The sequence below is a fragment of the Methylobacterium sp. WL69 genome (genome assembly GCF_008039485.1).
Taxonomy (GTDB): Bacteria; Pseudomonadota; Alphaproteobacteria; order Rhizobiales; family Beijerinckiaceae; genus Methylobacterium.
In genome coordinates, this window is the sequence record NZ_VRUZ01000056.1 from 1 (window position 1) to 26,996 (window position 26,996).

A 26,996-nucleotide genomic window follows, 5' to 3' on the forward strand; every position below is an offset into this window, starting at 1 on the left:
TCGGACGCCTCAAGCAGTATCGCCGCATCGCCACCCGCTACGAGAAGCGGGCGGCCAACGACCTCGCCATGGTCACACTCGGCATGACCATGCTCTGGCTCACATGACCTCGCAGAGACGACCTAGTAGTCCGGACCAAGCCAAGATTTCGGATCATGCCAATCGAGATAGAGTAGCCAAGTGAGCCCCCCCGCGGTGGCGAGCTTCGTGAGTTGACCAAAGGCTCGACCAGAGAATGCGCCCCGCGGCGGTCGGTGGTAACCCAGCGACGCGTGCGACGGACGTGGTTGATCGAAGTCTCGCCATGCGCCATCAGTCTCTGCGCTCTTGTGACGGACGTCGTTTCATGCCGGATCAAGGGCGAGGACCGGAGCGGCTGGATGCCCGAGAGGGTGGGGGAGGTGCGTGTCGGCGTGACGGTGCAGTGAACAACAACGTCGAGCTAATGGACAAGGCACTTCGGCACGGGCGGGGGCCGTGCCAGGGTTCGGGACCCATTCCGAGTGACGCGTTACACGCCGTGCTTCTGCGCCGGTGAAGGAGCGCAACCTGACGGGATAGAGTTGAGCACCGACGCCGTTCAGATAGAGATGACCGATTGTGTACAAGAAGCCTGAGGGCGACACTCGAAGTGGTTATCGCGTGTCAGACTTGAGCCGACAGCGTGCGACGACGCATAAATCGACGCTTTCCTTGCCGCCGTGACGCTCTCTGGCGCTAATTGCGTCTTGCGCTTAGGAAGGGCGCTATTTCCTGCACCGGCCGTCATCGAGAATGCGGCCACTGCGCTTCTGAATTCAGCCATCAATGCATCGAAGTAGTTTATCGACGGGTTGGCCGATTGTGAGAACTTTAACCGGAGTGTCACTGTGGTATTTACTTCTTACGCGCAAAATTTCGAAGATGTAATGCTATGGCGTGCATTTAAAGGGAAGCCTAAAGGGTTCTATATCGATGTCGGAGCAAATCATCCGGAGATCGACTCGGTTACCAAATCTTTCTATGATAGGGGATGGAACGGTATCAACATTGAACCGGTAGAAAATGAATTTAATCTTCTCCTAAGTACTAGGAGCAGGGATACAAACTTAAACGTGGCAATCGGAAGTGTGCCGGGCAGCATGCCGCTTTACACTTTTCCAGGCACGGGTTTATCGACCCTTGATTCGGACAATGCCCGAACAAATGCGTCGGCGGGTCACGACATGCTTGAGCGTGAAATCTCGATCGTCACGCTTGCAAACATATGCGAGACATATGTGACGGGACCTGTTGATTTTCTAAAGGTCGATGTCGAGGGATGGGAACGAGATGTCTTGCTCGGCGCAGATTTTCGTTCGTTTCGCCCAAACATCATAATCGTTGAGTCAACGTTGCCTAACTCACAACAATCGAACCACGATACTTGGGAATCAGTACTCCTTGATGCAAATTATTCCTTTATTTGGTTCGATGGGCTGAATCGATTCTACACAGCGAATGAACATCTTGACGAGATCGCGCCGCTTTTCAAAACTCCCCCAAACATATTTGACGGTTTTATTAGCCGTCGTTTTTCCGAAACGAGCAGGTCCGAAGAAAAGTGGCTTCGTGCCGAATGGCGCGCCGCCCTCGATCAAAACGAAGCCATCAAGGTCGAGCGCGATGGCCTGTTAGCAAAGCAAGATTGGCTTCAAGCGGAGTGGGATGGGGCTCTCGCTCAAAGAGATGCGGTGCGCTTCGAACGCGATGCCGTAACAACGGATCGGGATTGGCTCCGATCCGAATGGAAAGCTTCGACTGCTCAATGTGATGCCATGCGCCTCGAACGCGATACGGTGACGGCAAATCGAGATTGGCTACGTTCCGAATGGGAGGCGACGCTTGCTCAAATGGACGCGGTCCATTTCGAACGCGACGCCCTGATTGCTGAGCGGGATTGGCTACGTTCCGAGTGGGACGCGGCTCGTGTCCAGAACGACACCATTCACACCGAATGCTCTGCGCTTACAATCGAGCTGACTGCACTTCGTGTCGAACTTAAGGCCGCCCTTGCTCAGAACAAGACATTCGAGGCTGAGCGCGATGCTGCTACAGTGGAGCGAGACCAGATTGCAAACATCTTCTCCATCTATCGACGCCGCGTCGAGGCTGATTACGAGAAAATTAGGCAATCAATAGGATGGAAAATCGCTTGGCCGCTGCGTTTCTTGCGCATCGATCCTCCTCTTGAACTGCCGGTCGTGCCGCATGAGGAGGTCGTCTCGAGTTTTTAGCGATGATTGAGCAGTATTATAACTGGATTCTCGTGAGTATTGACTGCATAAGTTGCGGACAGGGCACGCTTGGCCGCGCAGAGCTATCTAGGACCGCATGAGTGCTTGAGGGACCGTTGCTGGCTTTGACGACATAGGCGACGCGTGGGCCAGATGCGCAAGACAGGTCTGATGCGCGGCCGCGTAGACCTGCTGCGCGATGTGGCGATCCGAGATCCTCACCGCAGGTCGCTGGCCGTCCCTCATCTCGCGCACCACGACAGCGCCCCGCGTCGGAAAGGCCGTATGCACCCCGCCTCAACCGGGCGGAACCCCCAGTGATTGCCGTTGATGCCCTCGATTCGCACGCCGGTCTCATCCGAAGCGACGAGATCGCCACGGAGCAGGGGTGAGATCGCGCTCTGCGAATTCGATCGCCTGAGGGCGGAGGGGCTACGCTTCGGCACGGTACTGGCGGATGCGGGCTACGGCGTCAGCGCCGCCTTCCGTCACGACCTGGATGCTCGGAGCCTGCGCTGGGCGGTGGGCATTATGGAGAACCAGAAGGTCTACGCGGCCCGCGTGCAGCTCGTGCCGCCGACCGGTCGCGCCCGCAAGCCCGTGCCGGACCGGGAGCAGCGGGAGGCCGAGGTGGTACTGGCCGATCTGACTTGGCGGCGCGTGACGTGGCGCCATGGCACCAAGGGCAAGCTCTCGGCCCGGTTCGCCGCCATCCGGGTTCGGGTCGGCGACGGTCCGGTCTGGGGCAACAACCGGCATCTGCCGGGTGCGGACGTCTGGCTCGTGGGCGAGTGGCGCTCATGGGACGGGCGCAAATACTGCCTGTCGAACCTCCCGCCCGACACGTCACGACGCGCGCTGTCCGGCACGATCAAGGGGCGCTTGGTCTGCGAGCAGGCCCACCAGCAGCTCAAGGAATAACTCGGCCACGATCACTTCGAGGGACGGTCCTGGATCGGGCTGCATCGACACGCGCTGATGACGTGCATTGCCCGCGCCTACCTACAGCACCTCCGCCTCGCCGAACATCGTCGGACTGGGCGGGGAAAATGACCCCCCGCCTTGCGGGACCACCGCCGTCACCAAGCCTGCCCGCCGTGCGGCAGGCCATCGGACGCCTGTTCGCCAAGCTCGTCCCCCCCCGGACCGTGCCCCCACTGCCGAAGACGCTTCCAGCTGCCCGCTGACATCAGAGTGCCCAGGTAGTGCTAGCGGAGGCCGTCGAGTCGCATCGGCCGTCGACTATCGCAGGGGCGCTGAACGGACCGAGCCGGATGTCGTACAGACCTGAATGGCCGTCTGATCCGCCTTCACCGTGATCTCACCAGGCGTGCAGGCCGCTGTCGCACTGCGCGTGACCACAGGAACGATGGGAGGCTGGTTGAACGGAGCGATTTGGTAAGCAGTCGCAAAGCCTTGTGCGAATTGCGGAGCAATAGCTGAAGGCGTGATCGCTCCACCGGATGCAATCTGGCGCACGCCAAAGCTACCCGCCACGTTGGTGCCAGTGAAGATGTTTGAACCAACTGCGATCGAACCGGTCTTGGTGGTATAGGAAATCAGCAGAAGACCAGCATCTCTCACGTTGGAGCAGGTGTTGCCCGACACGGCACCGATCTCGCTGTCGACGATAGAGATGCAGGTGTTTGCTCCGACAGAGGTATTGCCAGTGACGGCGAACCTGCCGCCGCCAAGCACGTTCACGGCAGGCTGCACCTTGCCTTGCTGATCTGTGTAGCCTGGCTGAACCGTGCCGGCGTTCTCGACGCTGATGGCCGCCGCTGTTCCGATAATGACGTTGCCGGAGATCGTGAAATCGTGGCTGACGTGAGTTGAGGCTTCGATGGCATAGCGGGCAACCCGAATGCCCTGACCGGTCTGGTGTCCCCGGTCGTTTGCTACGCCGTAGATTCGATTATTGTTGATCTGCCAGTTCGTGCATCGGTCCATGACGATGAGCGGCGCAGTGTTGCCCCTTCGCTGGACCACCTGATTGTCGTGAATGTTGAAGCTTGAACCGCCGACCGTGCAGACGGGGCCACTGCTATCGTCGTTGCCCTCGAAGTGGGACCCTCGCACCTCAACACGCCGTGTGGCGTTTGACCAAGCGATGCCGTCTCCGCTGTTGTCGATGAACCGGCTATTCTCGACCAACCAATCGGCGCCGCCGAACGCGACGATGCCTTGCGAGTATGCGAGCGCCTTACCCTTGGCATCCTTCCGGTAATCGCCAAAGTCCCTGAACGTACTGTTGCGGATCGTGACGCCGTTAGCGCCCAGGAAAGTCACGCGCGGACTGCCGGGGCAGGCCTCGGCACCGACTGACCCGCAAGGCTTCGTGGCTGTACCATTGCCCTTGAAAACGATCCCCTCAATGAGAAGATCGCTGACATTCTCGAACGAGATCGCAGACTTGAGGGTGCCCACCATGGTCATGTTCGGATCGAAAGTGACGATCGTGCCGCCGCGCGAAACCCAGCGCGTGCGCGAGGGAGGGAGAAGCCCTGTCTTGAGGAGGCAGGTGCCGGAAGGGAATACGACGTCGCGACCACCGAGACCCACGGCGACATTGGTGGCCGCCAGGATGGCAGGGGCGTCGTTCGCGACACCGTCACACGTCACACCGTAATCGACCGCCTGGACCTGACTGTCCGTCCAACGGGTGCGATTGAGACGTTTCACGCTGCCGCCTTCGGCGATCGCGGAAAGGTCGGAGCCGTCGCCCGTCGCGCCGAGCCTCTGCATGATCACGTCGACGTTGGGCGCTTGACGGTCCCGCAACGAATCGGGACCCGTCCGACCCGAATCGAAAGCGAGCGCCGCCGAGGTGATGAGAAGGGCGCTGGCAACTGACAGCCCATGGCCGGGATGGCGCATCGGAGTATCCTTGAGGGTAAGAGGTGTCGGCGACGATGCCGGTGTTCGGGCACGCCATGCCGGGACCGGCGGGCGGCGACCTCGGCAGGAGGGCCGCGAGGACGTCGGGCTGGTGGAACACGTCGGCTGTCTGTCGCAGGGTGTTGTGAGGCAGTGTCGTGCGTTCAGGAGCAAAAAGGCTCTGGTCCGAGTGCGGCTTGAGGTTAGGCAGACCAAGCATGGTAGCGCAACCGGCGGTCCGCGAGGGTCTGGGGCGTAATGCGTTCGCGCAAGGCAGATTCCCTGCGCCAGAGATGGGCCTCGGCGGGGGACGGTGACTCGGGCTCTCGTGAGCCCGCGAAGGGTTGTCGTGCCCGAGGATAGCCGCGGCACGGGCGTCCTGCCCGGCAGGCAGGTCAGCATGTTCAAGCAGGATGCGGGTTCTTGAGCGTCCGGTGCCGGCGCCCGATCTTGCCCTGGCTCTCGCAAAGGGGCGGGCGCACCGGATGTAGGTCATGCCCCGGCTTCCGGGCCGGGCGGCGAGATCGCCTCCGACGCCCTTAGCCCCGCCGGTAGGAGATCGATAACTGGAAAACCCATCACCCTGAACGCCACTTGCGTCAGGCTTGCCCGAACGGCCCGCGTCGTCACAAACGACCGGACCAACTCGGTTCTTGCCCCACGTCACATTCGCCTGCGCGCGCATCTGGCGGTCGGGAGCTTGCTGATCGGCGAACCGCGGCGAGAACGACGTGTCGATCGGTCCACGCATCCTGAAATGCCCGAGGACCAAGGCGCCTCAGCGCAGCCACACCGATCCTGACAGGGGCCGGAATGCGAGGAAAGAGGATCGGCCCAAGGGACCTGAGGCTCACCTTGCAGGCCCTGACGGTTTCGGGCATATGAACGCGCGGCAGCGCACAAAAAGCGACTAAACCCTTTTAGTCGCTTGAACAACGGCGTCGCTTTGCAAGCAAATCTGGTCGCAGGATGAGACGCTCATACCGTGATGTGCAAGCCGCTCAATGCTGCCATCACGCGCGCAGAGCTTGCAGCACTCTATGCTCATGGAGACAGAAAGCGAGCCGCTCTGTCATAGTACATTTAATAGCATGCACGGTCTTGAGCGGTGGAGCTTGACATTGATGTTGCGCAAAATATTTTCATCAAAAAGGCCGAAGCAAGTCATAGCCACCGAGGATTGGGGTTTTGACCAATCCTATTATCTCAGAAATAATCCTGATGTAACGATCAGTGGCGATGACCCGTGTCAGCACTACATGAATTATGGGTGGCGGGAGTTAAGAGATCCGTCAGATTATTTTAGCACGACAGGGTATCTCCAGGCGAACCCGGACGTGGCCACCGCGCAGATCAATCCCCTCCAGCATTTTCGAGAGTACGGCCTCGCGGAGGGCCGAACAGGGTGGCAAAAGAGACGCCCGGAAGATTGGAGCACCCTGGCGGCGACGGAACTGCATGCCCTTCAAAAGCAAGTCACGGAACTTCGCCACTTGCTCAGCACCCCGCGAAACGACGACATGGGTCCAGCAGCGCCTGCAGCAAGAAGACTGACCCACATGACACCACGCGCGGCCAAAATCTTCAATCAGTTCTCGAAGATTGCTCCAAGCACCTCGTTAGGTTGACGACATGCGTATTCTGATCGATTTGCAGGCGGCCCAGACGGAGGCGAGTGGGCGCCGAGGGGTCGGACGCTACTCGGTTTCCCTCGCCAAGGCGATGGCGCAGCGCTCGAACGATCACGAGATCTGGCTCGCCTTAAGCGAGCGGTATCCCGCCGCCGCGGATGACATTCGCGCTGAGTTTCGCGATCTCATTCCTTCCTCTCGCATCCGCACGTTCGACGTTCCTCAACACGCGTCTCACGCATCAGAGGAGAATCGATGGCGTCGGCGAACCGGTGAGCTTCTGCGCGAGTCCTTCCTCGCCGACCTCAAGCCCGATTTCGTCTCCGTGAGCAGCTTGTTCGAGGGCTTGGTCGAGGACGCCGTCACATCCATCAATCGGTTGTCTCATCCTTACCCCACAGGGGTTATCCTCTACGACCTCATCCCACTCCTGATGCCTGAGGCATACCTCGGCACTCAGCCGGTGAAACGATGGTACTTTGACAAGCTCCAGTCGCTCAAGCGTGCTGACGTCTTGTTTGCGATTTCGGAATCAAGTCGACGGGATGCGATCGATCAGCTCTCGTTGCCATCGCGGCGTGTAGTGAATATTTCCTGCGCCGTGGACACTGCTTTCCGAGTTCGTGACGTTAGCCCTGCCTTGGCGAAGAACCTAAAAGGCCGATACGGTATCCGCGACCAATTCGTGATGTATACAGGCGGAATTGATTACAGAAAAAACATAGAAGGCCTCATCAAGGCATGGGCCATTTTAGATCGTGATCTCAGATCGAAGTACCAGCTGGCCATCGTCTGTTCGATCCACAAGCCGGACCGCGTCCGGCTGAGTGAGCTTGCCTCCGAGCACGGACTGGCGGACGATGAGGTGATCTTCACAGGCTACATCAGTGAAGAGGAACTGGTGAGTTTCTACAACCTGTGTACCCTCTTCGTGTTCCCGTCCCTGTACGAAGGCTTCGGCCTGCCCGTTCTTGAGGCCATGGCATGCGGCGCTCCGACGATCGGCGCAAACAATAGCAGCATCGTCGAAGTCTTGAACCGCAAGGACGCCATGTTCGATGGCCGGAACATCGATGCGATCGCGGGGAAAATCACCGCGTCTTTGCGCGACCCTGGCTTCCGTGACGCCCTGAGAACCCATGGGCTGCAGCAGTCACAAAAGTTCTCGTGGCAGGCCAGCGCTGACCTCGCGCTGGACGCCATACAGAGCAACGTTGAGGACAATCGATCGCGGGGTGAAACCATTGCCGTGACGGGCGCCCGCAAACCCCTTTTGGCATTTGTCTCGCCACTTCCGCCGCTAGAAACAGGCATTGCCGATTACAGTGCGGAACTTTTACAGGAGCTCGCGCGAGACTATGACATTGAGTTGGTGACCGACCAAGCCGAGATTTCGGATCCCTGGGTCAGTGCCAATTTCTCCTGCATCTCCCTCGATGAGTTCAAAACGTCCGCACTCAGGTTCGATCGCATTCTCTACCAGTTTGGTAACTCAGATTTCCATTCGCATATGTTCGCCTTGCTGCACGAGCATCCTGGCGTCGTTGTCCTTCATGATCTCTTCCTCAGCGGCGTGCAGGCGTGGAGAGAGCACCACCATAAGAAGACGAGACATTTTTCGAGGGCTTTAGCCCTCAGCCATGGCTATCGCGCTTTGATCGATCACATCGAGGCCGAGTCCGACGAGGCGATCTGGAAATACCCCGTCAACCAAGAGGTGATCGAGGCCGCTAAAGGCATCATCGTACACTCGCACTTCAGCTATCAGCATCTCGTGCGATCTCACCTCAGTGAGGATGCCTTAGCGTACATCCCCCTCCTGCACGCGGTCGCTCATCCGGACCGCGCCGTCGCACGTCGCCACATCGGCATGACCGAGGGGCAGATGCTGATCTGTACGTTTGGCAGTGTCGGTCAAAATAAAAACAGCCTCCTACTCCTCCAGGGTTTTCGCGAATACCTCGGGTCAAGTTCGCTTAGCATTAAACTGGTTTTCGTCGGCGGCGCTGGAGGCGGTCGTTTCGGGGCTGAGTTTCAAGAATTCATCATCCAGAACAATCTTGACGCTCATGTTTCGGTGACCGGATATGTCGAACCGGAGGTCTACAAATCGTATTTGGCGGCCACGGATGTTGCGATCCAGCTTCGAGCCTTCACGCGCGGAGAGACATCGGCAGCAGCCCTCGATTGTTTAGCGCATGGACTTCCAACGATCGTCAACGCTCACGGCCCGATGGGCGAGCTGAATGACGATGCTGTCCTCAAGCTCACTGAGAATCCGACGCCTCTTGAGATAGCCTCTGCTCTGCGAGATCTCCTCGACAGTATGACCGAGCGTGAAAGGCTGTCGCGCAATGCCTTCGCGCTCGTCCGCGACGTGCACGCTCCCCACCGTGTCGGTGAGCTGTACTCACGGGCGATCGAGAGATTCCACCTCTTCAGTTCGGTCTCGCGTTACGAGACCGTTTTGGAAGTCATGAGGCACGATCGCAGTTTCCACTTGGCGAGTGCGATGGACATCGCTCAAGCCTGTAGCTGTCTGGATCGCAACCTTCCCGTGCGCAGGCAGAGCAAGCTGTACGTGGATGTCTCAGAGCTCGTGACGCGGGACTGGCAATCGGGCATTCAACGCGTCGTGAAGTCTATTCTCTTGGAAGTGCTTCACAATCCCCCGCCCGGCGTCCATGTTGAACCCGTCTACGGACAGGTTGACGAGGACGGTCCCGTTTACCGCTCAGCACGGCGCTTCACCTCGAACTTCCTCGGCCATCCCGACGACGAATGGGATGACGAAATCATCGAGCCGGCAAACGGTGACACCTTCCTTGGGCTCGATCTCGCTCCCATCCTTGTGCCCCGAATGGCCCTGAACGGTATGTACGCGAGGTGGCGAGCGCGTGGAACGCGCATTCACTTCGTTACATACGACCTGCTTCCCGTCCTTCGCCCGGAGTTCTTTGCACCTGGTGCGGCAGAGCAATTCGCCGATTGGCTGAACGCCGTTGCTCAATGTGCTGACGGGATCATGTGCATCTCGCAGTCGGTCGCGGAGGAGTTTAGGACTTATCTGCGCTCGACCTCCTGCCCTCAGACGCACAATCTACAGGTGGGCTGGTTCCATCTTGGAAGTGATATCGCTGTTGCGGACTCAGGGCGGAATGAACTGTTTCGCACTGAGCTTGCTCAATTTGGCCTGACGGACAAGCCATTCGTCATGATGGTGGGGACACTAGAGCCTCGCAAAGGTCACCGAGAGATCATCGATGCCTTTGACAGCCTTTGGGATCAGGGAAGGAACACAAGCCTCGTTATCGTCGGACGCAGAGGATGGTTGGCCGACGACCTGATCGCCAAGATCGAGGAACATAACTTGTTAGGCAAGCAGCTGTTCTGGTTTTCGGACGTCGATGATGTTAGCCTCGAGCACTTTTACCATCAAGCGGACGGTCTGATCGCGGCCTCTTATGCGGAGGGATACGGCTTGCCGTTGATCGAGGCCGCCAAGCGCGCGCTTCCGATTTTAGCGCGGGATATTCCGGTGTTCCGGGAAGTGGCCGGGCCGTACGCGACCTATTTCGGGGAGTTAGGCCAGTGTCTTCGCCAAGAAATTGGGACATGGCTTGACGCACTAGAGGCCAACGTTGCCGTACGCCCAGATGGTATGCCGATCCTCACTTGGGCTGGCAGCGCCAAGAATTTGATCTCATTGGTTCTTGACACAAACCCTAATCTATAAATAGCTATTTTAAGGTTGACTGCTTATTGTCATAGGTCAATTCGGTCCTGGGTAACTGTTTCGCTGGCAGCGGTATCCATGAAGATACATCTGTTTACCCGATCGCGCTGAGAGCCGGAGACGGAACGGGCTGGCCCCGTGGCGGCTCACGGGGGCACAGGCCAGCACCGATGGGGCGAGAGGAAGACCGGTGTCATGGAGAATGATCTCAGCGGCAGTCGGCGTCTCAAGGTCGACCGGGACGTCGATGCCGCGGCACTGCGTGGGGTGCTCAATGCCCTGGAGGGCCGATGATCCCGCTACTGGCCAACGTTCGGGTCTGGCTGACCACCGACCACCAAGGGCTTTTCCAGCGTAAGCGTGGCCGATTGGCCGCCTTTCTCCTGCAGCGATTGTGAGACCATCGCGCAGACACCGGCCCCCTCCCATCCGATCCCACGGGGTCGGGCCGGGCCGAACCTCCTGGCCGAGGTGATGATGGCCAAGTTCGACCTGCATCTGCCGCGACATCGGAAGACGCCAGCGCTTCGCCCATGAAGGCGTGCCGAACGACGTCTCGACCCCTGGCCAGCTGGGTCGAGGCCGTCACCACTGCCCTGTCGCCCCTGGTCTTCCGGATCGAGGCCCATGTCCGGGGAGCCGACCGCCTCTATCTCGACGACACGCCGGTGCCGATCCTGGGCAAGGGGATGACTGGTACGGGCCGGCTCTGGACGGTGGTGCGCGACGACCGCCCCTTCGGCGGCCCCGAGCCGCCGGCCGCGGCCTACTTCTACTCCCCCGACCACTCCGGCGCGCATGCCGAGACCTGGCTCGGCGACTTCCACGGCATCGTGCAGGCGGACGCCTTCTCGGGGTTCGGCCGGCTGTACGAACCCGGCCGCAAGCCGGGCCCAATCGGCGAGGCGGCCTGCTGGACCCATGCCCGACGCAAGTTCTTCGGGCTGGCCGATCTAAGGAAGGCTCCGACCGCCAGCGAGGTGGCGACTCTGATCGATGAGATCTTCACCATCGAGCGCGCTGCCAACGGTCTTGCCCCCGATGAACGCTGCGCGCACCAAAGCATTCGCTCGGCCGCCCTCGTCACCGACCTGGAGGCGTGGCTGCGGGAGAACCGTGCCAAGCTCTCGGCCAAGGCTCCCACAGCAGCGGCGATCGATTACTTGCTCAAGCGCTGGACCGCCTTCACCCGGTTCCTTGACGACGGACGCATCTGCCTGTCGAACATTGCCGCCGAACGCTCTATCCGTCCCATCGCGGTGGGCCGCCGCAACTGGACCTTCGCCGGATCGGACACGGGCGGCCATCGCGCCGCCGCCCTCTACACCCTGATCGAGACCGCCAAGCTCAACCGCATCGACCCGCAGGCGCGGCTCGCCGACGTCCTCGCGCGGCTGCCCGACCACCCCGCCCGGCGCATCGACGATCTTGCTGCCGCGGAACTGGACCTCGTCTCGGCTCCATCGGATCGCCGCCTGACACCCCGCTGGGACCACAAACGCGGCCTTCACCGAAGGCGTACGGTAGGTCGAGGCCGGCTGCACGCATGATCAGGTCAAGGCTTTGCTGAGCAATCCCCGCTTCGACGGACAGGAGAGCGATGGGTGCGAGCGCTCGCACCCATGCACCGGCGCCTACCCTAAGGAAACAGGCGTTTCCGGTTCGACCGGCGTCACACGCGGGTTTCGCCAGCCCTGCAGGCCATCGACGCGCAGGAAGGGGGGCGGCAGCTGAAGGTCGAGGATGGCGGGGCGGTCCATTTCCAGGACCCAGCCAGCGCCGAGCATGTCATTGAAGAGGCGGCCTTCGATCTGCCGCGAATGAGTGCCGATCACGAGGTAGCCGACTCGCTCGGTCAGGATCGGCAAGCAGGCCGCGACCAGGTCCGCCTCGCCGCCCTGGATATCGATGTGAATCAGGTCGATCCGCCGGCGATCACCGATCGCGGCGGAGAGCGCGATCATCGGGAGGGCATCATAATGCCCCGTCGCGAGCAGACGACCTTGTTCCTCTTCGCTCGCACCAAAAACGGGCGCCGAGGCCCAAGTCCCGCCCGGCGCATCCTGGCGCGGAAACAGCGCCACGCCGCCATCGGCCGCTGCGATTCCGTGATGAAGCGTCAGTTCGGTGGTGGCGATGGCGTTCGTCGTTGCCGACTGCCGGGCGAAGGCGAGATGGCCCTCGTCGCCCTCGACCCCGATCAGGTCGAGGGCCAAACCGCGACGGCGGGCGGCCGCTGCCGTCTGGTTGATCCAGCAGCCCCACCCGCAGCCAAGCTCGATCATCGCAAAGGTTCCGCGAGCGAGCTCGACGGCGCGAAGTGCCGCCGCCCATTCCGCGATATCCGCGTGCCAGTTCGCCGGGATCGGGATCCCCTCGACGGTGCCCGCCATCGCCGGCAGGATCGACGGCACGAAGACCGGGTCGATCCGCACGCCGAGGAAGTTGGTCACCAGCCCCGGCGACGGGCGCAGATCGGGAACCGCGTGCCGCCGGATCAAGGCCTCCGCGTCGAAGGCGCTGAAGTAGTGATCGAACAGGCTGTCTCTGACCCGAGTGTGTGCGTCCAACACCGTCACCATTACATCGCTGATATCAGCGGCAGCCTCTACGACGATTGGGGGGACACGGCTAGTGGTTGAGGTCTGACGAAGGAGCCGGATGGGAATTCGGTTTGAGGCCCGTCCTGCGAGTCTTGTGGGATACGCAGTGGCATCTCGTTCACGCTTGCCACCTTCGATCGCCTCCGGCGCGAAGCCGTCTCGTGGTCAGCCCCATGACAGTGGTCCGCCCTTCGGGACCGCCACCACGACCGCGCACCCCTGATTCGCGGTCCGACAGGCGTGAGGAGCGTCGGAGAGATCGGCACGCGATGGTCGCCCGGGGAGGGCGAAAGCCGCCGCGCCTCACAGCCGTCCGATCGCCGCGTCTCACCGAGCCGATGCCGCCCGGAAACAAAGCGGAAAAGCGTTTAAAAGCCGGCAGTTAGGACCACAGTGTGTCTTTTGCACACCCTCGGAACATTTCGGCATCCACCCCCGAAATCCGCTGGACAGCCTCTGTAGAGTAAAATACAAACCCGATCGACCGCACTACTTCGGTCGGGAGCCGCCAGGGACTGAACGCTTCAGCGGGATCGCTGGCGACGCTTTCTCTGCACCGCAAGGGAACGAACATGGCCTTAACAGCTGCACAGCTCAATTCTATTTACGAGAACGTTCTGTTCCGTCCGGCCGAGCCGGCCGCCATTGCTTTCTACGCCAACCGCACCGACGTTTCCGACGCCCAGATCCGCCAGCAGATCGAGCTGTCCCAGGAAGCCGTTGTGTTCACCAACCCGGTGATCCGCCTGTTCGAGACCGCCTTCAACCGCCTGCCGACTCAGGCTGACCTGCGCTTCTACGGTCAGGAGCTCAAGGCCGGCCTCACCACCGAGCAGGTCGCTACCCAGCTGACCACCTCGGCCGAGTTCGCTGCTCGCGTCCCCGGTGGTCTGGTCACCGCTGACTTCGTGCAGACCGTCTATCAGGACCTGCTCAACCGCGCTGCCGGTGCCTCCGAGGTTGCCTACTACACCGCTCGCTCGGCTGCTCAGCTGGTGAACGGCGTGGCGAACTCCCCCGAGGCCACGCAGGCCCAGGCTGCCAACGTCATCACCTTCCTCGACTCCGCTGCCGTCGGTAACCCGAGCACGGGCGACCTCGACGTGCAGACCGGCCCGAGCGCTGGTGGCACGATCTTCAACCTGACGACCGGACTCGATTCCGGCGCTGCCTTCACGGGCACCGCTGGCTCCGACACGTTCAATGCTGCTGACGTGGGTGGCACTGCGACGTTCTCTGCCGGCGACAACCTCAACGGCGGCGCGGGCATCGACACGCTCAACATCGCTCAGGCTGCTGCTTTCACTGGCCTCCCGGCCGGCGCTTCGGTAACGGCCATTGAGAACGTGAACATCACGTCCGCTTTGGCGGTCACGATCGATACCACCACCAGCTTCGCTGGTTTGACGAACCTCACCACCAACTCGGTCGGCGCTGCGACTGTCACGGCCACGAACACCCAGGCTGTCAGCTCCATTGTCTCCGCACAGGCCGGTGGTGCGATTTCTGTGAACGGCGGAAGCAGCGTGACGGTGGCCTCGACCGGTCAGACGACTGGTACGATCACTGTCGGTAATACGGCTGCTCCGACTGGCGCAGTGAAGGTGACGGTTGCTGGTGCTGCTCTCGTCGACGGCGCTGGCGCAACCACGCAGACCCAGGGGGCGATTGCCGTCACCGGAGGCACAAACGTCAACATCAGCTCCACGGGCTCCGTTTCGGGCGGCTCGAACAACGCGGGCGATGTGCTCACGCTGGGCGCTGTGACTGTGACCGGCACTGCTGCCACGACGGCTGTCACTGTGGCGCAGACTGCTGCTCAGACTCGTGTTGCGACTGCAGCAGGAGTAACGGGTAGGGCTGCGATCGTTGACGGCACTGTCACCATCAATGATGCCAACAGTGCCTCGGCGACTGCCGCTGGTTCGATCGCTGCTGTCGCTCTCGGCGGCTTTGGTGCCGGCTCGACGATCAACTCCGGTGCCCTGAGCACTCTCAACCTGTCAGGTACGGGCGTTGATCTGACTGTCACGCAGGGCTCGCTGACGACCCCGACCATCACCACCCAGGCTCTGAACGTGAGCGGCCTCACCACCACGGGTGCCGTCACCCTCGGTGCGCCGATCACCACTCTTAACCTAACCTCGACGACCACGGCTTCAACGCTCGCCAACCTGACGGCTGCCGGTGTGACGACGCTGAACATCGCGGGCGATGCCAAGGTGGCTTTGACCACCGATACGTTCGCTGCTCTGACGAACGTTGTCGTGACGAACACTGCTGGCGCTACGCTTGGTACGGCTCTCGCAGCGGGTACGTCCTTCACCGGTGGTGCTGGTGCCGACGTAATCACGCTGTCGAACGCTTTCACCAAGGCCATCACCCTCGGCGCTGGTAACGACACGGTGACCTACGGTGGCGCTGCTGGTGTTGGCGGTTCGGTTGCCGCCGGTGACGGTGTTGACGCGATCGTCATGACCGCTGCGCAGGCTGCTGCCGCAAGTGCCGACGCCACCTTCAATACGAAGTTCTCGGGCTTCGAAGTGCTTGGTCTTACGACTAGCGTTCCTGCAGCCACGATCGATCTGGCAGGCATCAATGGTGTCAATCAGGTTGTTGCCTTCGGTCAGACGGATACCACGATCAACGGCTTCACGTCCGGTGGTACGCTGACCCTGACTGGCGCAAGCACCAGTGAGACCATCGGTGTCACGAATGCTGCGTTGGTGCTGACCGACTCGTTCAACATTGGTCTGAATAACTCGACTGCTGCGACCGTAGCCTTCGGTGCGGTTAATGTTGCCAACATCGAGAACATCAACATCAAGTTGACTGACACGGGCACGGCGGCGAACACGGCTGCAACGATTGACACTCTTACGCTTGTGGATGTTGCGGTTAAGTCGATTGTTGTCTCCGGCAACAATGGTCTGACGCTCACGAACGCCGGCAACGTCAACGTGACCTCGTTCGATGCGAGCGGTGTCGTCGGCAACGATGCGCTTGACACTGCTGCCAACCTTGCTGTGACCTACACCTCGGTTACGACCGGAACGGCAGCTGTCTCCATCACCGGTGGTGCTGGTGATGACGTCCTCTCCGGTAATGCTGCTACCACGGCGGTCAACACGATCACCGGCGGTCTTGGCGCCGATACCATCACCGGCGGTGGCGGTAACGACATCATCATCCTGACGGAAGCTACTGCCGCTAGGGATACGGTGGTATTCAGAGACTTCACCACTAATGGTGTTGATACGATCAGCAGCTTTACTGCTGGGACCGCTGCAACGGCCGATAATCTTAAGATTGTCACTGCTGCATCTACCGCAGGTGGAGCAACCTTCGGCGAATCTACCAACACGACGCTGACCATCGGTGCGCAGAACTTCGCTCTGACTGGTGCTTCCACGACGACGAACGCTGTCGTAGAGGTCAACGCAACGCTGTCGTCCTTCGGTAACCTCGGCGCTGCCAACGTCGTCGACGGCACCGAGCTTCTCAAGGCGCTCAGCAGCAATAACGTCGCCGCATCAGCAATCACTTCCAATACTGCTGGCGACAACTTCTACCTGGTGGCTTACCAGAATAACAATGCTTACGTGTATCAGGTTGCACAGGCGGGTGCTGCAGACACGAATGTGACTGCATCGGAGATTCACCTCGTTGGTATCACCACCGGTGTCGCTGCTGGCGCGTTCGTCGCCAACAACTTCACTGCCTGATCTACTCAGCGGTAATGTGGGAACGGGGCGCCTTCGGGCGCCCCGTTTCTTTTTGTGGTATCCGCTCTCACATCACAGTGCGCGAGGGCAGATCGTTCATTCAAGGAGAGCCGATGACCGCCTGGACCGAAGGCTATGTCGCCGACATCCCCTACGCGCTTGGGTTCTACCGAGAGACGGTTCCCGCTCACATTGCCTTCTCGGCACTCGCCGTCGGCAAGCATCCAGGCCTCAGCCTTCAGCCGAAGCGGGTGCTCGAACTCGGCATCGGGATGGGCCTCGGCTTCATCATCAATGCAGCCTCGAGCCCCGATACGGAGTTCGAGGGCGTCGACTTCAACCCGCTTCACATCGCCCATTCGCGCGGCCTCGCGGACGCTGCCGGCCTCACCAACGTTTCGCTGCGCGAGGCGAGCTTTCAGGATCTCGCGCGGGAGGCTCAGGAGGGTCAGCACGACACCGACATCATCGTGCTGCACGGCATCCTCACCTGGGTCTCGGCCGATGCGCAGGAGGCGATCGTGGAGGTCGCACGCAAGCGCCTGAAACCGGGTGGCATCCTCTACGTATCCTACAATTGCATGCCTGGCTGGGCCCCCGTCCTCCCGCTCCAGCGTCTGATGCGAGAGAATGCCAAGCGGGTGGCCGGCCGCTCGGACGTGCAGACCGGCTCAGGCATGGAGCTTGTCCAGGCCCTCATTACCGAGGGGGCGAAGTACTTCACGGCGACGCCGAGCTTGGCGGTTCGCGTGGAGGGCATGCTCAAGCACGAGCGGAATTACCTCGCCCACGAGTACCTGAACGCCAACTGGTTTATCTTCCACTTCGCCGACGTCGCCGCGATGTTCGGCCGTGCCAAGCTCGACTTCGTCGGGTCGGCGACCATCATCGAGAACATGGACCTGCTTGCGATCCCCCAGGGCGTGCGCCCACGCATCGCTGCCGAGTCCGACCCGATCTTCCGTGAGACCCTGCGAGACATCGCGATTAACAAGCAGTTCCGCCGCGACCTCTTCGCCCGCGGTGGCAGCGCGACAACGCCTTCGGAGCAGATGGGGCTTCTCTCCAAGATGCAGTTCGCTCTTGCGGTGCCTCGGGCAAAGGCGACCTTCAAAATACCCAGTCCTCTCGGCGAACTCGATGGTAGCGCCGACATCTACGGAGCCGTCCTCGATTGCTTGGCTGACGGCCCCGCCGCTCTCGAACGGATCGTGCAGCTTTCGCCTTTCCAGCGCGCCGGTGGCATCGGCGCTGCGCTGCAGGCCGTCAGCCTTCTTGTCCACAGTGGGCAGGTCCTGCCGGCACCCCTCGTCCCGGCCTCCGATCGCGGTCCTTCGCAGCGACTGAATCGTGTCATCGCCGAGAAGATGGGGCAGGGGCGCACCTACAGCTTCTTGGCCGCACCTGTGGTCGGCTCGGGCGTACCCGCCACAAATATCGAACTTCTGCTGCTCGCTGGGATCCTTGCCGAACCGTCCCTTGGGGTCGATGCGCTGGCCGACGACTTGGTCGTGCGCATGGGGGGCATCGGGCTGAACTGGGTCGATGAGGGCAAGACGGTTACCGATTCCGCCGAGAGCCGGTCGCGCGCCCGTCGTGATGCAGACCTCTTTCTGGCCGAGAAGCTACCCCTTTGGCGTCAGCTTGGCGTATTCTAGCGGCGATCACTCGCGCCCCTGACTTTCGGAGCTCACCGTGTCCGTCCAACCTCTTTCCCCGTCGCGACATTCTCACCTGCGCTGGACGCGCTACGCCGATTACCGCTTCGCGGCCGGTCGTAACGTCGTTGCCCTGGCGGCGGCTGAGATCGCGAAAGCTTCCCTCGCGTTGCCGCTGGCTTTCGTGGAACGACAGAACGGATGGACGCTTGCTGCCGTGCTTGGCCTCATACCTACGCAGAATCTCTACGTCAGCTCAGCTGGAATCTGGGTCGGAGCCTACACGCCGGCCGTGTTCCGCGCCTATCCGTTCAGTTTGGCCGCGAATGAGGCCGGGGAGCCACTGCTCTGTGTCGACGAGGCGAGCGGCCTATTGGTCGAGAGTAGTGAGGGTGAGCTTTTCTTCAATGAAATTGGCGAGCCTAGTGCTGCCGTGATCCAGGTTCTAGGCTTTCTTGAGGAAACGGCGAAAAGCGAAGCTGTTCTCGCCCACGCTTGCGAAGGCCTTCAGTGGGCGGGCGTAATTGAGCCATGGCCGATCACGTTACAGGGCGCAGACGGCACACAACAGGTCACGGGCCTAAACCGTATCAACGAGATCGCCTTGAATTCTTTGGACGACCCAGCCTTTGGCCAGCTTCGCCGGGCCGGTGCCGTGGGAGTGGCTTATGCCCAGCTTCTATCGATGGGTAATCTCAGCCAGCTCGGAGCGCTTGCCCAAGCACGTGCTCAGGCAGAAGCAGCAGAGCGGGCGAAAGCGGAGGTGAAACCGATGATCACGCTTCCCGAAGACAACACCATCGACTGGGACTGGAGCAAGATCGGGCGCTAGCCGTATCGATCTGCGACCCTGCCACGCTTATCGTTTGGCTTTCGCCGTGGGCGGGCGCCGGCCACCTTTTAACGCCGACGGATTCATGACAGCCACTCTCCCCATCGTCGCAACAAACCTTCGGTTCGCCTACAACGACACCGAGGACCGGTTGACCGTTCTGGCGACCGACGCTCTGAGCCAGGGCGTCCATGCCGCCCTGACGCGTCGGCTGACGGAGCGGCTCGTCAATGGCTTGGCTCAGCTCCTGGAGCAATCCAGCGCCCTGGCCGTCAAGGCCCCCGCGGAGATGCGGGACGACATCATCCTGATGGAGCATCAGGATGCGCTCTATGGACAAGGGCAGGCTGCGGCGGATCCGGGGACCGGCGACGCCCTGCCGGACCTGCCGGCGCCGCGTCTGGTCACCGCCATCGACGTCAACGTCACGCCGGCGACCTTCGAAGTGAGGGTGCGGGATGTGCAAACGCCGCTCATCGCCCTCAGCCTCGGCCGCCTCGACGTTCACCGCCTCGTCGAGGCCCTGAGCCAGCGCGCCGAGGCCGCCGGATGGCACATCCCCGTCAGCGCGGCGTGGCTGGAGCCCGGGCAAACGCAGATCGTCCTCAACTGACGCGGGACCACGCCACGCGAACTTTTAGGATCGGCCGGACGATGTCGCCAGCACTCTCCCCTGAAGCGTTCGTGACGGGTTTGTACCAATCCTGTCTGGGACGGCTGCCCGAGCCCGGGGCCGTCGATTTCTGGATCGACCTGATGCAGCAGCGGGGAGACCCGACCGTCGTTTTGGCGGGGCTGATGGGCAGTGAGGAATTCCGGGCGCGGGCGAGCACCGCTTCGCCTTCGGACGACAAGCTCGCGGCCCTGGCCGGGGACGCGTTCCGACGCCTCGATCGCAGGCCGCGCGTCGTCGATGTCGGTGCCCAGCTGATGGGACCGGGGTCTCACCCCTACGATCCCCTGCGGGCGTTCGGCCAGCTCGACGTCGTCGGGTTCGATCCGCTGGAGCATCGGCTGAACGAGCGCATCGCCGCCGAAGCCGGCGATGGCCTGCTCCTGCTCCCCTACGCCATCGGCGATGGCGGGACCCACACGCTCCACATCAACAACGCCGATGCGACCTCGTCGCTCTTTCCCCTGAACGCGGCGCACAACGCCCGCTTCCCGCAGCTCGCGGCCTTTCACACGGTGAGGACGGAGCAGGTGGCGACACGCCGACTCGATGATGTGCTGGCGGCGGGACCGGTGGATTTCCTCAAGCTCGACATCCAGGGCGCGGAGCTGATGGTCCTGCGGTCCGCGACGAAGACGCTGGCGCGCACGGCGGTCATTCACTGCGAAGTGGAGTTCTCGCCGATCTACGAAGGCCAGCCGCTCTACCCGGACGTGCAGGTGTTCCTCAATGCGGAGGGGTTCGAGCTGATCGACCTCGTGTGGTCGGGTAAGGACTACTACGCCACGCCATCGGGCGAGAGCGCCTCGGACCGCCTCCTGTGGGCGGATGCGGTCTTCTTCAAGCAGACCGACGACCGAGACGTCATGATCGCGCAGGCCCTGATCGCCGCGGCGGTTTACGGAAAGCCGACCCTGGCGGAACATCTGCTATCGAAAGCCGCCGCGGCCTGAGACGGACGGTCCGCGGGACGGTGGGTCGTGAGAGGGTTTGATGTTGCCACGTTTCGGCTTCCGCCGCGAGACCATCCCGCCGCCGCGCCTCCGATCCTCCCTGTGCCGGCAGAGCGACCTATCCGCCGACTGGTACCGAACCTGGACGACGCGCATCGCCGAGGGTGCGCCCAGCTTGCCGGAGGAGCAGCAGGCCGTGTGGGGGGCCGTCTGGGCCGGCATGCGCGGGAAGTGGATGCATCGCAAGCTGTGGGAATGGTGCGCCATCACCCAGGCGCTCCACGAGCGCGGCATGCTTCAGGCCGGCAGACGCGGACTCGGCTTCGCCGTCGGCCATGAGCCGCTGACGTCCTTGTTCGTCTCCCTCGGCGCCTCCGTCCTCGCCTCGGACCTGGTCGAGACGGACGGGGCCAACTCCTGGAGCACGACGGGTCAGCTCGCCGCCTCGAAGGACGCGATCCATTGGCCGGGACTGGTGTCCCGAGCGGTCTTCGACGAACGCGCTGCGTTTCAGAACGTCGATATGCGCGATCTGTCCGGTCTGCCCGAGGCATCGTTCGATTTTGCCTGGAGCTCCTGCTCGTTCGAGCATCTGGGCAGTCTCGAGCACGGCATGACGTTCGTTCGCGACGCGATGAGGCTGCTGCGGCCTGGCGGCCTCGCGGTCCACACGACCGAGTTCAACGTGAGTTCGAATGACGAGACAAGCCTCGGCGGACCGACCGCCATCTATCGACGCAAGGACATCGAATCGCTCGATCGGTCGCTACGGGTGATGAACTGCGGGATCGAACGCCTGGATTTCGATCCCGGCACGGGTCCTGCCGATCTCAACTACGATCTGCCGCCTTATTATAAATCCGGGCACCAACATCTCAAACTTCAACTCGATGGATATGTCTGCACATCGATCTTGTTGATCATTCAGAAGGGATAGGTAGCACCCTCACTCCATTATCATTTTGCCTCTGATGTAAGTTAAGAAAACACCCGCTCGAACCAATTTTCTGACGGGCCTTCGATAGCGGCCATCCGGCCCTTTTGCAGACCCGCAATGCGATCACGAAATTGCACAAACTTAAGAATTATAGTTCAGCGATGTATCCATCTGAGTCTGTCAGCAGAAAGACATTGGATGGTAAGACATCCGGGCAATCTTGACAGGCACTGGGGTAAGTCCTAGGGATGTATGGATAACGCTGTACGCGCCTGACTTGGATCGAGATGCCGAGCAATGTCCACCAACCCCCAGAAGCTTTCCTCGCCTGAGACTCAGGAGCTCCGCCGCGATGCCGGCAAGCTCCTGAAGCACCTGCGTGAGAAGGCTGGGCATTCGCAGCGGACGTTCTCCGCGGAAATCGGTTCGCCGGTCTACACCTTCGTCTCCCAGATCGAGACGGGTCGCGGTCGCGTTCCGCCGGATCAGATCCGGGTCTGGGCCTCAGCCTACGGCATCGAGGCGCGCACCTTCCTCCTTATGATCATGCGATTTTACGACCCCGAGACCTTTACGGTGCTCTTCGAACAATCTCCCGAGATCCGGGACGGGACGGCATTTCCCGACCTCGTCGAGATCGGGGCCGCGACTGCACTCGAGCCCGAAGTTCCGGCAAACAAGCCGCCCTAGCAACATCGTTTCTCGACTAATGGCTATTTGGAAGAAATTCTCTTAATACCGTGCAATGCTATTGCAGCGACGATCGGTGATTTCTTAACCTCCTGTGGCAGGCAGCTGCTTTGTTCCGTTACTTGGTGAGTAGTCGTGTCACGAAATCGGCACGTTTGACGGGCCATTGGACGCGTTCTGCCACTCATCGATCGGATGAGACGAGACACTGACCCTTATCCGGAAGGCATACGATCATGGCCAATCAAAGCGATCAGCTCGGCATTTACGTTGATATCGGCAAGAACATCGTTCCGCGCCTGAACTTCACGTTGGGCGACCACACCACGAACGTCGATATCGATACGGTGGGCGCCGCTAATCTCGGCGCTTCCCTCCTGATGTCTAGCTTCCTCAGCAGCATCGGCAAGGGTATTCCCGACGGAACGCTGGTTTCCCCGGGGCAATTGCCGGTGCAATCCGTGGAGGGCAGCGTCGATCCGGCGTCCAATCTGCCAACGTTGAAGATCGGACTGATCGGCGGGGGCGAACTCAACCTGATCTTCTCCGCCGACCTTGCGGCCGTTGGTGCTGCGCTCCTCACCCGGCAGACGTTGCAGGTCGTCAAGGATCAGCCGGTTGAGAGCCCGCCAAAGTCGGTCAACTAGCGGCTGCGTTAGTTAGAGCGCCGACCGATCAGGAAGCTTCCTTTGCATCGTAGGCTCCGGCAGTGATGTCGGTGCGACACTCTTCTGGCGTGAAGCGTCGCCGAGACTGCGTGTGGTGGGGACTGAAGATTGCTGAAGGTGCGGATGGTTTTAGGCCGCAGGATCGCGTCTGTATCGCGAGCGTTCGTACGATCCGCTTCGAGGCGTACGGCCGGGTAGGGGAGCAGCGCTGCACTGTTGCGGAAGGCGTACTTGGATGCCGGCGAGCCAAGTGGCGGTGGGATGTAGAGGACGACGATGTCCCCACGCTTTCGCTTTGTGACGGAGGATCCTTGATGGAAGCCTTCGTGCGAGTCTTGACACCGTCAAACGGCGCGGTGGCGGTCAACCTGACGTTCTCCCTACATGGCCCCTTTCCGACAACGCCCGGCATGGGCCGCTCGGACCTTAAGACGTTGAGCGCCTTAAACAGCGTGAGCCCTCCCCCTCATGTGCAGCGCACGAGCGTCGGTTGACTGACCGAATCGAATCGCATTCAGCTCTTCTCGAAAAACCGCACGACAAGTCACCTTCGCGGCTGTCTCGTCCTCTCAAGGACAGAACCTGCTCGGTCACCATGCCAAGCGCGAAGCTCTGTTCGACGACTCAGAGAGCCCTGCGGGCGAAGAAGCGCGATACGACAAGTGGGTCGGCGGCGGCGGCCAACCCGTTTGCGAGCAAGATCATTTCAGCCAAAATGCCCCACGTCGCCGATGCCGATCACCTTGACGAAAGTTCCGCCACCGAGATCCCAAGTCACCACATGGCTGTCGGTGTCATTCATTGCTGATGGTCCGAAGATTTCTAGGGTATTGTCGGTAACTTTGAACTCAAGGTTCGGGGTCGATGCGATGAACGTGTCGATGATCCGTAACTGTACCGCATCAAACGAAACCGCCCCCGTCGTGAGGCTCAGTGAAACCGCTTTTGTGACTGTGTTTGTCGTGCTTACCAACGCCGCCACTGCGTGGAGGGCGCCTGTGTGATCGACGATTGTCCCAACCGGCAGATCGGCCGGATGTGCACTAGAAACGTCCTGAAGGGTGGGCGACGTTGAGATCGTCAAAGCACTGCTCGCGTTGGTGACGCTTGTCGCACTATTCGTTCCCGCCGTTACGGGAGTCGGGAGGGCTGCTCCCTGCCCAACGATGACCGATTCCGGCTTGGCGGCGACGATCGTGTCGATCACGCCGGTTGCATGGTCTGCATCGACGACACCGACCTTGAGCTTTGATCCCGAGATCGTCGGCGGCGCTGTGTCAACGACGGTTGCTGGCGTCGAGATCACCGAGGTCGAGAGCGCGAGGGCGGAGATTGCCGGTGTGGACTCGACAAGGGTCTTGAGATGCCCGCTGTCGATTGATCCCGCCGGGACCTTCGGATCGATCACCAAGCCTTTTTCGGAAGCGGGCATGTCCGATCCGACGTGATCAGGTGCTTGTTGTTTATCTATGATTGGTGCCAGTATCAGCGACAACTTGACATTGGCACTCGCCGGGACCGTGCGGTCCGACGCAGCATCAGTGACCGTCAGACCTGAGGCGACCTTGCTGGAAGCCGAAGCAAGTGCCGTCGTGCTCGTCGGCATGGTTGAATTGACAATGTCTTGCTGACCTGGAGGAGGCGTGGCTCCATCACCAACGCCGACCTTGGTGATTTCCCCGATCAAGGAATGCAGGAACAGCGACACCGTCTTCGCGGACAAGATACCGAGATCCTGAAACGCGCTAGCGCCAATTTTGCCGTAAGCCGTATTGCTCGGTAACACTGTAGCGGTTGACACAATCGCCCCTGCGCTTGCCGTGCTGGCATTCTCTTTGACCTGCGCGATTGTGCTACCTCCTTTGTCATCGGACGCGGTTAACGACAGCTTCATGGAGAGCTCTGCCCCGCTTGCCGGAGAGGGAGCCAGGGTCGCGATGCCATTCCCACCATCGGGGCTGCTGGCCTTTGTCATGCTCGATGAAACGAGCACCTTCTCTGCAGAGCTCGGTGGCCTGCTCGGTTCAGGCTGATGGCTCACCTCGTTCGCCGCTGTCGCAGGCGTGCCGCTCTCCGCGCCGGTGTTCAAACCTGAACCGACGACGTTCCCGGTTTCGGCCGAGGACACGTTCGCAGAGCTCTTCGCCGTCGTGCTCGATAGGTCGCTGACATGCGCTGTCACGAGCCGCACGGGGCCGGCGGAGGTCAAGGGTACAAAATGTAAGGGCGCGGTGCCTTCGAACGGCCCGCCTCTCGCCAGCGCCTGCGGACCGCCAAAACCGATCGTCACGACGCTGGCACCGGGGAGCGCGAGTAAGATGGCCCCTGCCTCGCTTGGACTTGGCCTCAGCCAGGTTTGGCTTTCCGGATTGACCGAGTTTTCACCCCTGATTTCCTGAGTCTCGATCCAATGGGCCTTGTCAGCGCGGAGATCTCTACCCTTCGCCTCTGATATGACCATTCGCTCCTTCTCGACAAAAGCCCGAAATTCAGGGTGAAGCGCCTCGGTGCTCGTCAACTTCGCTACCAAAGCTGGACCGGTCTCATTCGAGCTTTGATGAAGGAAGGACACGATGCATGCCATGACAACGGAGGTCGAAACGGCAAGTTCACGCTGCTCACTGGCGCGTGAGCGTGCGGTATCTCCTTCGACGACGTCGTGATTCTGGTGGCGGGATGTCGCGTCGAAGTCGAACCGGGAGACTGTCTCGCCCGAATGCCGGTCGCCCGAAAGCGGCGCTCCCTCGAGCTCGCTGGCGACGGCCTCGTTCATGGACGAGAACAGACACGTGGTCGCCACGATCGCCGCCAGCAGGGCTGCCGGGTGCATCAGGATCTGAGCTCCGCCTTGCCGGCCTGTGCCCGCCAGTGTCTCACGGTTGATCGGAAGGACGCTGGGGTTTCGAACGACAAGTTCGGCAAGAAGGGCTCGGAAATCAGGACCCACCAGAGGCTCGCCCAGCATGTCGCTGACGATGACGTAAGAGCCGTCGATGCGCGTGAAGTGAAGGAAGACCTCCCCGTCCTCGCGGCAGAACACGAGCCAGGGATCTCCCTCGTCGCTCAGTCCGCGATCCAGCGAGAGCCTCAAGCGAGCCTGAAGCGACGCCGCTTCGACCCGGTAGAACTCCGCGAGTTCTTGCTGCGACCAGTCGCCCGACGTTGCGGGCGCGGGCCGAAAGAATGAGAGGACTGTGGCGCTCACGCTCCGCTTCCTACCTGTCCGCGCGCAGCGTCACTCATATCCAGCATCATCGGATCCGGAATCCTTATGCTGGCACACTTCACGATGCCCTGACGATGAGGCCTCGCGCCGGTCATCGGTGACATGCCGGAGCCACGGAGCGCGAAAAAAGCTATTCGGTCAAGATCGATACAACGCGTGACAGGTCCATGAAAACGCAACACGACTCGTTTTCACACTCTGGCGAGGATCATGGCGCGATCAAGTCCGAAGGCAGCTCGACGCCGAGGTTGCGGCGGGAGGCGGCGGATCGGCCCCCAAGAGGTGGTCCAAGGGTAAAGTGAGTGCACGGTAGGCTTGGAGTTGACCCCGTTTGTGGTCCACTCGGGCGCCACCCAAGGGTGGTTCCGCCTGATCTACGAACTCGGCAAGCAAATTCAGGAGATGGCTGGGGCGCCAGGATTCGAACCTGGGAATGGCGGTACCAAAAACCGCTGCCTTACCACTTGGCGACGCCCCATCGGCGCAAGGCCGGGTGGTGTCTAGACGGAGTGGGGGAGGCTGGCAACAGGGG

General features: G+C 61.2%; 15 protein-coding genes, 1 tRNA gene and 2 pseudogenes. 14 read left to right on the top strand and 4 right to left on the bottom strand.

What is annotated here, in order from left to right; translation table 11 throughout:
- The 3 genes and pseudogenes from FV218_RS15000 to FV218_RS15010 form a co-directional block, all read left to right on the top strand.
- A pseudogene (locus tag FV218_RS15000) lies at positions 1-107 on the top strand (IS5/IS1182 family transposase); the annotation flags it as partial.
- Between the two features lie 762 nt (positions 108-869).
- Positions 870-2,255 (top strand): FkbM family methyltransferase, encoded by a 1,386-nt coding sequence (locus FV218_RS15005; RefSeq protein ID WP_147710477.1) that lies wholly within the window; start codon positions 870-872, stop codon positions 2,253-2,255.
- Positions 2,256-2,602: 347 nt separating this feature from the next.
- Positions 2,603-3,393, top strand: a pseudogene (locus FV218_RS15010) (transposase); the annotation flags it as partial.
- A gap of 104 nt (positions 3,394-3,497) precedes the next feature.
- Here FV218_RS15010 and FV218_RS15015 read toward each other — a convergent pair.
- Positions 3,498-5,132, bottom strand: coding sequence for a right-handed parallel beta-helix repeat-containing protein (locus FV218_RS15015; RefSeq protein WP_187273069.1), 1,635 nt, complete (start codon positions 5,130-5,132; stop codon positions 3,498-3,500).
- 1,124 nt (positions 5,133-6,256) lie between these two features.
- On the opposite strand from FV218_RS15015, the gene FV218_RS22830 reads away from it, so the two are divergent.
- The 3 genes from FV218_RS22830 to FV218_RS15030 all read left to right on the top strand — a co-directional run bounded on the left by FV218_RS22830 (position 6,257) and on the right by FV218_RS15030 (position 12,049).
- Positions 6,257-6,760 carry a hypothetical protein gene (locus FV218_RS22830; RefSeq protein WP_187273070.1) on the top strand — a complete coding sequence of 168 codons (504 nt, stop codon included), beginning with the start codon at positions 6,257-6,259 and terminating at the stop codon, positions 6,758-6,760.
- Between the two features lie 4 nt (positions 6,761-6,764).
- Positions 6,765-10,499, top strand: coding sequence for a glycosyltransferase (locus FV218_RS15025; RefSeq protein ID WP_147710481.1), 3,735 nt, complete (start codon positions 6,765-6,767; stop codon positions 10,497-10,499).
- 533 nt (positions 10,500-11,032) lie between these two features.
- The gene (locus FV218_RS15030) at positions 11,033-12,049 is read left to right on the top strand and encodes an IS66 family transposase (RefSeq protein WP_147710483.1); all 1,017 of its coding nucleotides are present in this window, start codon (positions 11,033-11,035) and stop codon (positions 12,047-12,049) included.
- Between the two features lie 84 nt (positions 12,050-12,133).
- Here the strand turns inward: FV218_RS15030 and FV218_RS15035 are convergent, their stop codons facing one another.
- Positions 12,134-13,081, bottom strand: coding sequence for a class I SAM-dependent methyltransferase (locus tag FV218_RS15035; RefSeq protein WP_147710484.1), 948 nt, complete (start codon positions 13,079-13,081; stop codon positions 12,134-12,136).
- 593 nt (positions 13,082-13,674) lie between these two features.
- Here FV218_RS15035 and FV218_RS15040 point away from each other — a divergent pair.
- The 8 genes from FV218_RS15040 (at position 13,675) to FV218_RS15075 (ending at position 23,217) form a co-directional block, all read left to right on the top strand.
- Entirely contained in the window at positions 13,675-16,827 is a 3,153-nt protein-coding gene (locus tag FV218_RS15040) for a DUF4214 domain-containing protein (RefSeq protein ID WP_147710486.1), read from the top strand.
- Between the two features lie 113 nt (positions 16,828-16,940).
- Complete coding sequence (locus FV218_RS15045) at positions 16,941-18,485, top strand: class I SAM-dependent methyltransferase (RefSeq protein ID WP_187273071.1); 1,545 nt, start codon at positions 16,941-16,943, stop codon at positions 18,483-18,485.
- A gap of 37 nt (positions 18,486-18,522) precedes the next feature.
- Positions 18,523-19,317 (top strand): SapC family protein, encoded by a 795-nt coding sequence (locus FV218_RS15050; RefSeq protein WP_147710490.1) that lies wholly within the window; start codon positions 18,523-18,525, stop codon positions 19,315-19,317.
- Positions 19,318-19,402: 85 nt separating this feature from the next.
- Positions 19,403-19,930, top strand: coding sequence for a hypothetical protein (locus FV218_RS15055; protein ID WP_147710492.1), 528 nt, complete (start codon positions 19,403-19,405; stop codon positions 19,928-19,930).
- On the top strand, positions 19,891-20,943 hold the full coding sequence (locus tag FV218_RS15060; RefSeq protein ID WP_187273072.1) for an FkbM family methyltransferase: 1,053 nt from the start codon (positions 19,891-19,893) through the stop codon (positions 20,941-20,943). Before FV218_RS15055 ends, FV218_RS15060 begins: the two co-directional genes overlap by 40 nt.
- A 40-nt stretch (positions 20,944-20,983) precedes the next feature.
- The gene (locus tag FV218_RS15065; RefSeq protein ID WP_147710496.1) at positions 20,984-21,880 is read left to right on the top strand and encodes a methyltransferase domain-containing protein; all 897 of its coding nucleotides are present in this window, start codon (positions 20,984-20,986) and stop codon (positions 21,878-21,880) included.
- Between the two features lie 297 nt (positions 21,881-22,177).
- The gene (locus tag FV218_RS15070; RefSeq protein ID WP_147710498.1) at positions 22,178-22,570 is read left to right on the top strand and encodes a helix-turn-helix transcriptional regulator; all 393 of its coding nucleotides are present in this window, start codon (positions 22,178-22,180) and stop codon (positions 22,568-22,570) included.
- A gap of 236 nt (positions 22,571-22,806) precedes the next feature.
- On the top strand, positions 22,807-23,217 hold the full coding sequence (locus FV218_RS15075; protein WP_147710500.1) for a hypothetical protein: 411 nt from the start codon (positions 22,807-22,809) through the stop codon (positions 23,215-23,217).
- A 727-nt stretch (positions 23,218-23,944) separates the two neighbouring features.
- On the opposite strand, the gene FV218_RS15080 is transcribed toward FV218_RS15075, so the two are convergent.
- Both FV218_RS15080 and FV218_RS15085 read right to left on the bottom strand, forming a co-directional pair.
- On the bottom strand, positions 23,945-26,443 hold the full coding sequence (locus FV218_RS15080; RefSeq protein ID WP_147710502.1) for a hypothetical protein: 2,499 nt from the start codon (positions 26,441-26,443) through the stop codon (positions 23,945-23,947).
- Between the two features lie 424 nt (positions 26,444-26,867).
- Positions 26,868-26,942: transfer RNA gene (locus FV218_RS15085), tRNA-Gln, on the bottom strand.
- Positions 26,943-26,996: the final 54 nt, after the last annotated feature.

What these genes read in the sequence shown, in the direction of transcription:
- FV218_RS15015 (WP_187273069.1), bottom strand. Translation starts at nt 5,132, where the DNA reads ATGCGCCATCCCGGCCATGGGCTGTCAGTTGCCAGCGCCCTTCTCATC.
- FV218_RS22830 (WP_187273070.1), top strand. Translation starts at nt 6,257, where the DNA reads ATGTTGCGCAAAATATTTTCATCAAAAAGGCCGAAGCAAGTCATAGCC.
- FV218_RS15025 (WP_147710481.1), top strand. Translation starts at nt 6,765, where the DNA reads ATGCGTATTCTGATCGATTTGCAGGCGGCCCAGACGGAGGCGAGTGGG.
- FV218_RS15030 (WP_147710483.1), top strand. Translation starts at nt 11,033, where the DNA reads ATGAAGGCGTGCCGAACGACGTCTCGACCCCTGGCCAGCTGGGTCGAG.
- FV218_RS15035 (WP_147710484.1), bottom strand. Translation starts at nt 13,081, where the DNA reads ATGGTGACGGTGTTGGACGCACACACTCGGGTCAGAGACAGCCTGTTC.
- FV218_RS15040 (WP_147710486.1), top strand. Translation starts at nt 13,675, where the DNA reads ATGGCCTTAACAGCTGCACAGCTCAATTCTATTTACGAGAACGTTCTG.
- FV218_RS15045 (WP_187273071.1), top strand. Translation starts at nt 16,941, where the DNA reads ATGACCGCCTGGACCGAAGGCTATGTCGCCGACATCCCCTACGCGCTT.
- FV218_RS15055 (WP_147710492.1), top strand. Translation starts at nt 19,403, where the DNA reads ATGACAGCCACTCTCCCCATCGTCGCAACAAACCTTCGGTTCGCCTAC.
- FV218_RS15065 (WP_147710496.1), top strand. Translation starts at nt 20,984, where the DNA reads ATGTTGCCACGTTTCGGCTTCCGCCGCGAGACCATCCCGCCGCCGCGC.
- FV218_RS15070 (WP_147710498.1), top strand. Translation starts at nt 22,178, where the DNA reads ATGTCCACCAACCCCCAGAAGCTTTCCTCGCCTGAGACTCAGGAGCTC.
- FV218_RS15075 (WP_147710500.1), top strand. Translation starts at nt 22,807, where the DNA reads ATGGCCAATCAAAGCGATCAGCTCGGCATTTACGTTGATATCGGCAAG.